This is a genomic window from Thermotoga profunda AZM34c06 (genome assembly GCF_000828675.1).
Taxonomy (GTDB): domain Bacteria; phylum Thermotogota; class Thermotogae; order Thermotogales; family DSM-5069; genus Pseudothermotoga_B; species Pseudothermotoga_B profunda.
Genome location: NZ_AP014510.1, coordinates 97,117 through 110,291, shown reverse-complemented (window position 1 = coordinate 110,291; position 13,175 = coordinate 97,117). Strand labels below are relative to the sequence as shown.

12 protein-coding genes are annotated in these 13,175 nt (G+C 38.3%); 1 reads left to right on the top strand and 11 read right to left on the bottom strand.

Going from position 1 to position 13,175, the window contains the following annotated elements; translation table 11 throughout:
• Positions 1-17: 17 nt before the first annotated feature.
• The 5 genes from TSP02S_RS00515 to TSP02S_RS00495 form a co-directional block, all read right to left on the bottom strand.
• A complete protein-coding gene (locus tag TSP02S_RS00515) occupies positions 18-695 on the bottom strand; it encodes a cyclase family protein (protein ID WP_041081111.1) in 678 nt (225 codons plus the stop codon).
• A gap of 7 nt (positions 696-702) precedes the next feature.
• Positions 703-2,205, bottom strand: a complete 1,503-nt coding sequence (locus tag TSP02S_RS00510) for a gluconokinase (RefSeq protein WP_041081110.1) — start codon at positions 2,203-2,205, stop codon at positions 703-705.
• A 20-nt stretch (positions 2,206-2,225) separates the two neighbouring features.
• On the bottom strand, positions 2,226-3,110 hold the full coding sequence (locus TSP02S_RS00505) for a dihydrodipicolinate synthase family protein (RefSeq protein ID WP_052465233.1): 885 nt from the start codon (positions 3,108-3,110) through the stop codon (positions 2,226-2,228).
• A gap of 12 nt (positions 3,111-3,122) precedes the next feature.
• The gene (locus tag TSP02S_RS00500) at positions 3,123-4,031 is read right to left on the bottom strand and encodes a dihydrodipicolinate synthase family protein (RefSeq protein WP_041081109.1); all 909 of its coding nucleotides are present in this window, start codon (positions 4,029-4,031) and stop codon (positions 3,123-3,125) included.
• Between the two features lie 348 nt (positions 4,032-4,379).
• Positions 4,380-5,129: a FadR/GntR family transcriptional regulator gene (locus TSP02S_RS00495; protein ID WP_041081108.1), complete on the bottom strand. Its 750-nt coding sequence runs from the start codon at positions 5,127-5,129 to the stop codon at positions 4,380-4,382.
• Between the two features lie 306 nt (positions 5,130-5,435).
• Between TSP02S_RS00495 and TSP02S_RS00490 the strand changes: the two genes are divergently transcribed.
• On the top strand, positions 5,436-6,413 hold the full coding sequence (locus tag TSP02S_RS00490; RefSeq protein ID WP_041081107.1) for a redoxin domain-containing protein: 978 nt from the start codon (positions 5,436-5,438) through the stop codon (positions 6,411-6,413).
• 26 nt (positions 6,414-6,439) lie between these two features.
• Here the strand turns inward: TSP02S_RS00490 and TSP02S_RS00485 are convergent, their stop codons facing one another.
• From TSP02S_RS00485 to TSP02S_RS00460, 6 genes are read right to left on the bottom strand one after another with little or no spacing between them, the layout of a single operon-like run.
• Entirely contained in the window at positions 6,440-7,447 is a 1,008-nt protein-coding gene (locus TSP02S_RS00485; protein WP_041081106.1) for a LacI family DNA-binding transcriptional regulator, read from the bottom strand.
• Entirely contained in the window at positions 7,447-8,802 is a 1,356-nt protein-coding gene (locus TSP02S_RS00480; protein WP_041081105.1) for a glycoside hydrolase family 1 protein, read from the bottom strand. Before TSP02S_RS00480 ends, TSP02S_RS00485 begins: the two co-directional genes overlap by 1 nt.
• 13 nt (positions 8,803-8,815) lie before the next feature.
• A complete protein-coding gene (locus TSP02S_RS00475; protein ID WP_041081104.1) occupies positions 8,816-10,384 on the bottom strand; it encodes a glycoside hydrolase family 36 protein in 1,569 nt (522 codons plus the stop codon).
• Positions 10,356-11,360 carry an ABC transporter ATP-binding protein gene (locus TSP02S_RS00470; RefSeq protein WP_052465232.1) on the bottom strand — a complete coding sequence of 335 codons (1,005 nt, stop codon included), beginning with the start codon at positions 11,358-11,360 and terminating at the stop codon, positions 10,356-10,358. The genes TSP02S_RS00475 and TSP02S_RS00470 overlap by 29 nt, the downstream gene beginning before the upstream one ends.
• Positions 11,357-12,322, bottom strand: coding sequence for an ABC transporter ATP-binding protein (locus TSP02S_RS00465; RefSeq protein ID WP_082025824.1), 966 nt, complete (start codon positions 12,320-12,322; stop codon positions 11,357-11,359). Before TSP02S_RS00465 ends, TSP02S_RS00470 begins: the two co-directional genes overlap by 4 nt.
• A 6-nt stretch (positions 12,323-12,328) precedes the next feature.
• Entirely contained in the window at positions 12,329-13,174 is an 846-nt protein-coding gene (locus TSP02S_RS00460) for an ABC transporter permease (RefSeq protein ID WP_041081103.1), read from the bottom strand.
• Position 13,175 lies beyond the last annotated feature (1 nt).

Sequence of the window (13,175 nt, the reverse complement as noted above, 5' to 3'; positions counted from 1 at the left end):
AGATTGTGTTAAGCAATTCAGCTTATTTCTGCGATAACAGAAACAGGTGCTCCATCGGCATCTTTAATTCGTATAGGTACAGCAAAAACTCTCTTGATAACCTTTCCAACCAATGGTTCCAAATTGACATCTTCGATTATTAGAACTGGTCTCTTTTTTGAAACTTCTGAAGACAGCAACATCTTGTGGGCAGGGAAATTCTCACGATAGCCATCGACAAGTGTATCAACGCTGAGAAAATCAATCATAACAGCTTTCACCATTGGTAATTCCTCACGTATGAAAGCAGCTAATGTTTTATCAAGTGCTGGGAACAAAAATCTGTAAGCAACTGGATCTTTGTCCCTCAATATCGCAAAACCAGTTCGAAACATAAGAAGATCAGCTGAGTCTATCCCCGGCGTGTCCTTAATTTCTGTAACAGAGATTTTCTGTTGTGGTCTTTTGGGTAAATTTATCAACAATGGATGTTCATATACAAAGCTTTCCAATGTTATCTCGTGAATACGTTTGCCTTTGCTGTCAAAATGATATGGAGCATCGACATGCGTCCCATTATGTGTGTAATGATGAAGTACTGAAGTATTACTAACATCCCCCCTTTCCTGTGATAAAATGCTTTCCAATCTTTCTGGCAGACTATCTGGATAGTTTGGTATTGAACTGTGAAGTATGTTCGACAATTCTACATACATTATTCTTTCACCTCCCTTCCCACCAATTCATTTGAGTAAGCCAAGAGGAATAGATTTCATCGTACTTGGAAACCAAGGAACTCTTAGGTTGATAGATACTACTTCCTTCTGTCAATTTTTTTAGCAATCCTTTAGGTGTATCTCTTAAATATAAGAGAGCGGATCCATTAGAGGCGTCGTACCTGTTCTGTCTCACAGTTATAGGTTTGTTAAGCACATTAGCGAGAAATTCGAGCCAATTTGGTATTTGACACAATCCTCCCGTGGCAACAATGCCTGATGTTTCCCCTAAACTGCCTCTTGTTTCATTCAGAACAGTTTCAAATGCCCTTCTTAAGTTGAAAGCAAGCCCTTGTGCAACTGTCTTAGTTGCTTCGTTAAGATTGCTTGTTGGAGAAAGACCCAACAATGCCCCCGTTCGATTTGGTACCCACCGTGGTGATCGCATACCATAAACAGTTGGAATAAAAATCATTCTGCCATGTGTTGAATAAGAGCCATTGAGCATCTCACCTAACAATTTCCCCACTTTGTCGTAATTCCTACCACCAAGAAAATTCTTCGTCCACCATTCAATAAGACAGCCACCGTTTTTCAATGCAAGCCCAATGATGTAAGAATTTTCGTCCACGGCGTAACACCATATCCCGTTTTCGGGCATTTTGTCTTCTATAAGGGGAGCGTTTGATATTCTCCTCACAGCGGCACTGGTTCCCATTGAAATAGTCATCAAATTTCTGTCATCAAGAGTTGCACCAATGCTGGATGCGGCAGCATCCGATATACCACTGACGAACTTGATAGATATCTTTCGTGCATCGAGGTAATCTTTTATTTCTTTTGATGCATCGAACGATTCATATGGTGAAACAAGCTCTGGTAATTTTGTAGAATCAATACCAGATAGGTCTTTTATCAAATCTTTAGCCCAATGCTTTCTTCGAATATCAAAATATCCTGTACCTGAAGCTACAGCAAAATCAACGACAAATTTTCCTGTCAACTTGAAAATCAGAAAATCTTTGATTGATGCAATTTTCGCTGATCTTTCTAACAACTCTGGCTCATTTTTCCTGAACCAAATCAGTTTATAAAGAGGATAAACAGGATCGACAGGACAGCCTGTTCGCTTGTGGATTTCTTTAGAAAGATCGGTTTTTGTAATTTCTTCAGCAACTGAATCGGCTCTTTCATCAATCCAAGGTATCACACCAGTTAATGGGCTCATGTGTTCATCGAGAAGAAGAAGGGTGTGCAACGCGGTATCAAGTACAACTATCAATGAGTTACTCAAGGCGGTCTTGTCTTGCAATGTTTTTATAGCCCTTGTGAGCTGCCTTAGCACCGCTTGGTATACTTCTTGTGCATCCTGATAAACTTGTCGACGATCATCTTGAAAGGTTGGATAATCTTCTGTTGATTGAAGAACAATTTCTTCATTCTCCAGATTCCAAAGTGAAAGTTTTACACTTGATGTCCCAATGTCAAGACCTGCTAAGTAAGTGCTCACACTTAAGTCCCCCAAATCTATCAGAGAGGTAATTTAAGAGCAGAAAGCCTGGTTTTTAATTCATTCATCTTTTCATTGCTAAGTGGTTTGAAAGGTTTTCTCGGATAACCACTATCTATTCCACGTATTTGGAGAATTGCGTGTGCAACTGATATCGCTGATGAGATGTGAAGTAATTCTCTCAATTCCAGTACCAGAGTTTGCAACCTTGCAGCTTCGTTCAAATTATTCATCTGACATGCTTTAGTCAGATCAACAACCGGTTCTGGTAAGGCATTTGCGACACCAGAAATTACTGCCTTAGAACCTAAAGCAAATGCATCAAGTACAAGTGCTTCAGTTCCTATTATGAAATCAAAATCTTCTTTTCCAAGCTCTCTTATGAATTCATAAAAGGTTATAGATGAGAAGCTACTGTCTTTGAGACCCTTGACCCCAATCTCGTATAATTTTCTCAATAGTTTCGGAGTAACAGGATAACCAACTGTCTTGGGATTATTGTAAACATAAACTGGTATATCAACAGCACCCACAAGTTCTGAAAAGAAACCCAGGATATTTTCTTCGGAGTGTGCGTAGTAATATGGACAGACACTCGCAACAGCCGCTGCACCCATTTTCTCGGCGTACTTGGCAATCTCTACTGTTTCTTTGGTGCTTGCACTTCCCACCATGACTATGATTGGAATCTTGCCGTTGACTTCTTGTGAAACCTCTTCGATTACTCTTTCTTTTTCTTCTTGATTCATGAGCGGACCGCTACCATAGGTGCCGCATATGAACAATGCATCAACTTTATCCTTGAGAAATTTTGCTATATTTTTCGTGCGCTTGATATCAAGATTTCCAGTTTCATCGAATGCAGTTAACATAGGTGGAATTACACCCTTGAATCTGTTCAACATCTTGAACACCTCCTATGTGTGCATTGTTGGTATACTGCCATCAAATACTTCAGAAATTTGCTTGTGCATCTTTGCAAAAAGTTCTTCTGAAACAGGTTCAAATGGCAAGCGAGGATACCCATTTTCAAAACCACGTATGCGAAGTAAAGCAAGAACTCCAGTGGTGGATGAACCAGCTTGGTATGCTATTTTTCTAAGTCTCAATATCCTATCGTGCATTGATTTTGCTTGAACTGTTTGGTTAGACATACATGCATCAAAAAACTGCCTTACGATTTCTGGGAAGGCATTGGCTAAACCAGGAATAAAAGCCTGGATATCCAATAGAAAATGGGCTATCATGAACATCGCTTCAGTGCCAAGAACAACATCAAAATCCTTTGAACACGTACGTTTGTAGTCCTCAAGCACCAGTATGTCAAAACTACTGTCTTTTACGCCCTTTACTCCAACAGTCTCCAAATTCTTGAGAAGTTCAGGCGAAATACCATAACCCACAGTTTTGGGGTTGTTGTAGACATACACGGGAATTGAAACACTATCTACAATTTTTGTGAAATGCTTGAGAACTTGTTGATTTGAATAATGATAATAGTATGGTGGTACAGATGCAATGGCTATAGCTCCACATTTCTCAGCGTGTTTTGCGAGCCTTATCGCTTCGGGAGTATTAGTAGTTCCAACATGGACTATCATAGGCACTTTGTTTTGTAATCTTGATGTAAGCTCTTCGACCAATTTCATTCTCTCAGATTCTGTCATCAAAGGACCTCCACCGTAAGTACCACAAACAAACAAACCATGAACATGATTGCTCAAAAATTTTGCCAATTTACAGGTAGCTTGATAGTCTACATTCCCATCTTCATCAAAAAGAGTTAGCAACGGTGGTATTACCCCAAATAGCTTGTCTTTTGTCATAATTCTGCCTCCTTTTTATTCCATCTTTATAACTGGTATACTGGACTAACCACTTTAATAATATACAGTAGATAATGATTTCAAACAAAATATCAAATTCGACAACATTGGACTGAAAACAGGGTAATTTGGTGATTTATAACCAAATTGATTCTAAATCTAATCTGATCTCCAGATTTCACCGAATATCTTTGACTTTCATGTACATAAAGTTACTCAAAGTTTAATGCAAATGACATTCGGAGCATTTTTTCGCTTGCAACAAAAAGAAAATTATCCCGAATGGATTTTGGTATTACTTACGTGGGGAAATTCAGATGAAATTTTGCAGATCAAGTACGAATTTTCTCAGAATGTATATCTTTCAGAATGTATATCTTCTAATGTCTTTTCATCACCTATGTTTTTCAGGTGAGTAACGATCCTTCTGGCAAGTCTTACCAGATGACTCCTCATCACTTCACGAGCCATTGCCTCGTCTGAATTTCTAATTGCCTCAAAAATCTGTGTGTGTTCCTGTTCGGCACTTTTCATGGCATCATCGAGACGAGTTCCTATTTGCATGATACTGAAATATTTTTCACTCAACACCTTCTGTAAACCTTCAAGAATCCTACTCCTTGCAATCTCAGCAATAGTCATGTGAAACGAAAGATCAAGCTCAACACGCTTAGGACTCTCTCTGCTGGATTTTAAATAATCATCTAAAGCTTTTTTCAGGCGATTCAAATCTGTAGACGTCCGTCTTACGGCTGCCAACGCTGCTAATTCACATTCTACAGCCATTCGGGCTTCGACAACTTCTATGACCTCTTGTTCTTTGACAACTATTAGATGTTTCACAGAATTGCGAATCAAGGATAGATTGACATTTTCAGAAATGAAATTACCTTTACCCCACTTCTTTTGAATAATTCCAAGGAGCGATAAAGCAGATATTGCCTCGCGGACAACTACCCTACTTACATTGAACATTTGAGCAAGATCTCTCTCGGAAGGTAATAGTGACCCTGGTTGAAGTTCACCTTTAGAAATACTCGAAATTATTTGATTTACTATTTCATTCGCTGTTTGGACTTTTTCAATCTTATTGAACATAACCTTCCTCCCATGGACTTACTCATACTTCATTCTAAATTGTACACCTCAAAAACAGGAAATGAATGTTGTCTGCAGAATTCTCATATCCACCACTAACAAAAGACTATGAACAGTCTTCAACTTTTTTGCTAACAATCATCGTCTCCATCTTATCCATTCTAAATGGACCTTTACCTTCAGAAAGAAGTCCAAAAGCACTTTTCGATAATTTGAGTTCTTCTCGTATGAAATTCGCGTAGTGATCTTTATTGTACAGTACAAACCTTTAGTTTTCAAGTATTATGATTATTAGGAGGTGAGCAAATGAAAATAGTGAAGTTCAATCTTGTTGATCAAGATAACAGAAAAACAAAGGACACTGATTTGATTGGAAAATATACCGTACTCTATTTCTTTCCGAAGGCTGGTACAACTGGTTGTACAAAAGAAGCACAAGACTTTTCAAAAGCAATTGAATGGTTTGAATCACGCAAAACACAGATCTACGGTATATCTAAGGATAGTCCAGAGGTTTTGAAAAACTTCAAAGAAAAATATCAACTGAAAGTGAATCTCTTGTCTGATGAAAATTGCGAATTTGCCAATTCTTTGAATGTACAAAAAGATGGTAAAATCGTGCGATCTACTTTCATTCTGGATTGTTGGAACAGAATAAGATGGAGTATGTTCAACGTCAAAGTTGATGGACATGTCGAAAAAGTGGAAGAGCAATTAGAGAAAATCATACAACAAGACAAAGCACTCAACGAACTAATAGAGTTAAGAAGAGCCAGAAGGGCATTGAGTGAAGATAAGATTTCAGATGAACAATTAGAAGTTCTCTTAAAAGCAGCACACCTTGCACCATCATGTTCGAACAAGCAACCATGGAGATTTATTGTAGTCAGATCACAGGACACCTTGACTAAACTTCATGAAGCACTTTCTGGTGGCAATTACTGGATGAAAAAGGCCCCTGTTCTAATCGTTGTTCATTCAAAAAAAGATATGGATTGCCAACTTTCAGATAATAGAGATTATTTCTTGTTCGACCTTGGACAGGCTGTGGCATTTTTGCAGATTCAAGCTACCCAAATGGGGTTGGTAGCACACCCCGTTGCTGGTTTTGATCCAATGATCGTCAAGAAAATTCTACCAATACCACAGGAGCACACAGTAATTACTATACTTGCTATTGCATATCCAACGGGAGATCTTTCAAAACTCTCCGAAAAACACCAAGTTGCAGAGTTATCGGAGCGAGATCGACAACCTCTGGAAAATGTAGTGCATGTTCTTTAAATTTTTAAAAACTAAATCATTTTTGATCAAATTTGATCCATAGACTTGGTGGAATTTCTTTCAATTATGTGTGCCGGCAGAATTATATTTCTGACGACATTTTTCTTTGGATTATTCAACTTGTCGATGAGTATACTCGTTGCCATTCTGCCCATCTCCCATCTTGGTTGCGAAACAGTTGTAAGAGGAGGCAATAAATATGGTGCATGTGGTGCGTCATCAAATCCAACTACCGATACATCATCTGGTACTTTCAAACCTTCTTCACAAAGAGCGGTCAAAACACCAAGTACTGTGTAATCATTGACACAAAATATTGCTGAAAAATCTTTCCCGTGTTTTTTCAAATATTTCTTGACCACCGAATAACCTGTCTCTGGTTGAAAACCTCTGATGTTAGATATAAAGACTTCAACATCTGAATGGGACATGACAAATTTTTCTATACCACGTTCCCTCTCAATTGACGCATAAACATTTTTCGGACCTGGTACATAGAGAATTTTCTTGTGGTGTTTTTCATATAGATATTTCATCACATGATAAGCTGCACTGAAGTTATCAATATTCACAGAATCTACTCTCAATTCATTGACATCTGAATCAACTAATACAACAGGAACTCCAGATTGCAAGAATTTCTCCAAAGCGCTATCTTCACTTTTAAGTGTACAGATTATCAAGCCATCGACTTTTCTGTTGAAATATTCATTTAAGTGTTTTTTCTCTCTATCTGGAAAACCACGTGTCAGTGAGACCATTACATCAAAGCTATTCTGATAAGCAAATTCCTCTATACCACTCAGTATCTCACTGTAATGATAGCCGCCAAGATCTGGCATCAAAACGCCAATCGTTCTAAGTAAGGAACCATTTGCTGAATAATTGTATCTTGGTCTGTAACCAAGTTCTCTAATGGATTTCAACACCCTTTTTCTTGTCTCATCGGAGACTCTATCACTACCATTCAACACACGAGAAATTGTTGCAATTGATACACCTGCATGCTTTGCCACATCTTTTATGGTTATCATCAGATTCTTTCCTCCCATGCCTTTAACAAATTCAAGAACGGTTCAGTAGTTCTTGAATTTATAATTTGACCAAAGAGATAATAACTCGGTCTTGGAGTGAAGAGCTTTTGTTTAAAATCGACTCTCACAAGACCAAATCTCATCGAATAACCCATTGGCCATTCAAAGTTGTCTATTATTGACCAGTGCATATAACCCCTCAAATCCATATTTTCTTTTAAACAATCTTCCACTATCTTCAGGTGTGCCAGTAAACTGTATGGTCTGTAGATATCTCGATCATCTGCTACACCATTCTCTGTTACATAAAGAGGTTTTTTATATCTGTCGCGACATGATCTTAGGACATATCCAAGACCTTCTGGATAGATCTCCCACCCATTGTCAGTACTTGGTCTACCATCAAGCGATTTAGAGTTTCTCTGGCAAGATCCTCCAAAGCCAGGAACAAAAGACCAATTTATCTTGATCCTTCCCGAAGATGAGCTCAATACACTTGGAGTTCTTTTCACAATCGCCCTTGTGTAGTAATTAACGCCAAGAAAATCAATTCGATCTATTACTCTATCCAGAAAATACCAATTTTCCAATTCCATCGCATCGTTTCTCGCATCATCACCTTCACACCAGCTTGTTGCATAAATAATTCCCACAGGCTTATTTGTGAACTGTTTCATCGTCTCATAGGCTTTATTGTGTGCAAGTATCTGGTTGTCCAGGGCTTTTTCGTATAGATCAATGTTGAGAAGAGATGGGGGAAAGCCTGATAATCTGCCAAAGTAACCCAATTTTGCAACCACATTGGGCTCGTTCATGGTAGTGAATGCATCCACATCATCAAAAGATTTTGCACAAAAAGTAGCGAATTTCGTAAATTCATGTACAGAACGGTCATCCAACCAGCCAGATCTTGAGAAGTCATTAAACCTGCTAACCCTGATTGGATCGTGTAACCATAAAGGTAATGTGAAGTGGTTCAAATTCACTATCACTTTTAAACCCCTTGATTTTGCATCTTCTATGATTTGCTTATAGTGCTCTACAACCTTCATGTCTGCAATTTGTGAAGGATCTTTTATACCATGAGTTGGATTGGGAAAGATCCTCGACCATTCGATACCAATTCTTATAACATTCATGCCTATTCTTGAGCACAATTCATGCACACGAGCATAGCTATTCCAATAGTCAGCACCTTCCTCAACAAGATCTCTACTCACAACACCATTAGCCTGGTTTTGCAAGTCATGAGTCCAAATATACCAATCTGTGTTTTCATCTTTGGAATTCTCCTTACCCATTTCAAATTGAAATCCAGACATCGCTACACCAAAAAGAAAATCTTGCGGAAACATATACCTACCTCCTTCAGCAAAAACCTTCCAGGAAAAAATATTTGTTGATTAAATCTACATGCAGCTTTATATCACCAACTTTTTTTCTCGAAATAATAGTGTATTTCAGTTGCTCATTGAGAATATCGATTACCTTTGGACTACCACCACTCAAAAGCAGAGTTTTTTGCAGGATTTCTTTGGCTGTTTCATCGACGAGAGTGAGATCATCACTGAGTACAACCATGTTATCCAGTACACCGCAGGTAAAAGCGTAAAGTTGCCTCTCCTGCAAAGTGAGGGCTGTTTTTTGATTTCTCAGTAGTAAACAATCTGGGTCATTTATCCAAAATCTCTTGTGCATGAAATATCTTGTAATAGTATTTCTTAAAGCCCATTTTGCTGCGGGAATGGCTAAATCAGGTATATCATCGCCCCAATATGGTGTCGTATCTGGTCCGATTCTCATGGCATCCACAAAACCAGCAGCCGCAAGTAAAGGACTCCCACAACCAAGTAAGAAAGCATCCCCAATTGCTTTTCTTATAACCTTTAAACCATCTCTTAAAGCTTCAACTGGTGTAACTGCATTCTCTCTCCGACCAGGTATAGCACCAGCGAAAAGAAAATCTATTTTGAAATATTCAAAACCAATTTGCCTGAGCTTGAAAAATATCTCATGCAACCATTGCTTCACTTCATTCTTAGTAAGATCGAGTGCATAGATTTTTTTGTTCCAATTCTTGTAAGCTACTTTTGGCTCTTTATTATCACTCACCATCCAATTTGGATGTTCCATAAACAAATTTGATGTCTCCGAAGCACTAAATGGAGCAAGCCATATACCGACGGTGAAACCCATATTCTTCAGTGTTTTGGCCACTTCTTCCAAGGGCGGGAAGCCTTCTTTGGTCTGTAACCAGTCGCCTATATCTTTTTCGTACCCATCATCGATCTGAAAGACATTTAATCCAAACTGTTTTGCTTTCATGGCATTTTTCAAAATCTCTTCCCAATTCAAATCAAGAAAATAATGATACCAACTGCACCAGCCCACGCTGTTAAAGTTCTTAAGGATTATATTGTTATAGATCTTCACCATATCACCGTATTCTTCAAGTAAAGCAGAAGTATCGGCGCCTTCGAGAATCACAAGGGGTTCAAGTTCAACAAAATCATCAAAGGTACGATTGAAGTATTCTAAATGAGCAACTACCTGCTCATCTTCAATTGTGAAAAAGCCATGCCCTTTCAATGAGCCGAGAAAACCACAAACGTTTTGGTCACTCGCTAAGAAATAATCGCTGACAAACTTCTTTTTGAGAAGTTCTGGAAACAATGAAGCACTGTATTTCCAATTTTCATCTATTTGCAATGGTACAAATTGATCCTTGAAAATCACTCTGCATGGACCCCATGATTGCCAGTTGTTCAACAGAAATTTATTTGCAACTGGAAGTGCCAATAAATCTAATCTTTCAGGTCTTCCTTTCACCTTACCAGATATCTTCCAACCTTTTGAAATTCGCTGGATCTTCAAATTGATATCAAAATTCTTTCGCTGAAAAGAAAACTCACCTTCTCTCAATTTTGTCAAGAGCATCTATTTTGCCTCCTTGTTCTATTAATTTGGTATCTTCTATACGATGACACATAACCCAATGATCTTGTTCCAATTGAACGACTGAAGGTCTTGAACTTTCACATTGTTTTTCTCTTTTTGAACATCTCGAGTAATATTTACATCCATTGGTAATGCTTTCTGTCATATCCACAAAAGATCTACTGTGCATATCCCATCTTTTACTTACCTCTGGCACAGATTCCAAAAGCATCTGAGTATATGGGTGTTGTGGATTGTGGAAGACCTTTTGAGTACTACCAGCTTCAACAATATTCCCTTTGTACATGATGAGAGCATAGTCGCTGATATAGTAAGCTAACGACAAGTCATGGGTGATGAACAAGACAGACATTCTCTCTTCATCGCGGAGTTTGGCCAAAAGATTTAAAACATCGATCCTGGTACTTGCATCCAGCATGCTTATAATTTCATCGGCGATCAATAATTTTGGTTTTATCAGAAGCACTCTTGAAATAAGTATTCGTTGAAGTTGCCCGCCACTGAGTTGATGGGGATATTTACCAAGGATTTGTTCTGGATTTAAGCCAACTGCTATTAACACTTCTTTGATTTTTTCCAACCTTTCATGGGTCTTCATGTGCGGGAAAAATTGGGTGAAAACCGAATAAAAAACCCTATCAATTTTGTATATTGGATTGAAAGATGCAAAAGGATCCTGAAAGATACCCTGGATCTCTTTATAATAATCTCTTCGATCCTTAATGGATTCTGAAATATTCTGACCCTTGAAAATAATCTCACCCGCTGTAGGTCTTAAAAGCCCAAGGATGAGTTTACCGATGGTGGTTTTACCGCTACCACTTTCACCTATCAAGGCAAATATTGTTCCTTCATAGATATCAAAAGAGACATGATCAACTGCCGTGATCTTTTCTCTGCCGAGAATTCCAAGTGGAAACTCTTTTACTAAATCGATCAATGACAACAATTTCAATCCATACCACCTTCTTCGTAGAGCCAGCAGGCGACCTCTTTTTCATCAATCTTGAAAACAGGAGGATCTTCTTCGCATTTTGAAAACGCCATTGGACATCTTTCTTTAAATCTACAGGCATTACCTACATTCAAAAGATTGGGAGGATAACCGTGTATACCCTTCAACTTTGCTTCACCGTATCTGATACCTATTTTTGGTAAAGAAGCTATGAGTGCCTTCGTGTAAGGATGTAGAGGATTATTTATGATTTCTTCTGTATTACTTATCTCTGCAATCTTACCTGCATACATGATCATGATTCTATCGGCTATCTGATAAAGCAAGGACAGATCGTGAGTGATGAAAATCAAAGAGGCCATGAATCTTTTTTCTTTCATCTCATACAAAGTTTGGACTACGGCTTTTTGTGTACTCACATCCAATGCCGATGTTATCTCGTCGGCTATTAGAACTTTGGGGTTCAACAAAGTCGATATAACCATCACCAGTCTTTGGCGCATACCACCCGAAAGCTCTATTGGATACATCTTTAGAACTTTTTTACTCAAATTCACCAACGATAATTTCTCTAAAAGCATTTCCCATTTCTGATCCAATCTTTGTCCGTGTTCTTTGAGTAGATCTTCGATTATCTGTTCGATCCTCTTTGTAGGATTCAATGCATCCATTGCATATTGAGGAATTATGGAGATCTTTTCATATCTCAACTTTCTCATCGATTTTTCATCGAGTCTCATCAAATTAATATTCTCTATGAGGGCTTCTCCACCAGACCATATCAATGGCGGTTTGCGCAACACTAACCCTAAACCGAGCGTGGTCTTTCCACACCCTGATTCTCCAGCGATACCTAATATTTCATTGTCTTTCACCGTAAAAGAGACATCATCTACGGCTTTCGCCAAACCATAAAGCGTTCTATAATAAAGTTTTAGATTTTTCACAGAGAGAATATCCATAAGTAACTACATCTCCCTCAATCTTGGATTGAAAACTTCATCTAATCCTGTGTTCATAATATAGAGAGTTGCGACAATGAGAGTAATCAGTGCTCCTGGTGTTATCGCCCACCACCACATACCAAGCTGGATCGCATTCCACAAAGTTGCCTGTTGCAACATAATACCAAGTGAAGTACCCCTTGTTGGCCCAAGACCTATGAAATCCAATCCAGTCGCAGCAAGTATCGCACCACCAAATTGGAGAATGAAAACCATAAAAACATAAGACATCATATTAGGCATTATTTCATAAAAGATTATTTTCAAAGGTTTTGTAGCTGTAATTCTGGCAAGATCAACAAATTCGCGAGTCTTTAGAGACAATGTTTGTGCTCTAACTGCTCGTGCGGTCCATGGCCAAGCAGTTAATCCTATTATCACGCTTTGTATGAAAACTCCTCTGTAAGGAAGATATGCTGCTATGATTATGAGTAATGCCAAAGTTGGAATAACCATTAAAATATTTGTCAGCATCATCAAAAATTCATCAAACCATCCACCTTTGTAACCAGCCATAAAACCCACAATAAGTCCAACAACTGTCGCCAAACCACCACCAAGAAGACCTACTAAAAGTGAACTCCTTAAACCATAAACAGTCTGTGTAAAAAGATCTTGGCCAAAGGTATTCGTGCCAAGCCAGTGTTGTTTATTGGGTGATTGATAAGGCATGCCCACAAATTCAATAGGACTATATGGTGTTAGCAATGGGCCAAAGATCGAGATAATAGTTAGAAAACCAAGGATACACAAAGCTGTTATGACTTTCTTGTTGCGAAGAAAGAAATAGATAAACTCTTTTAAACTCATC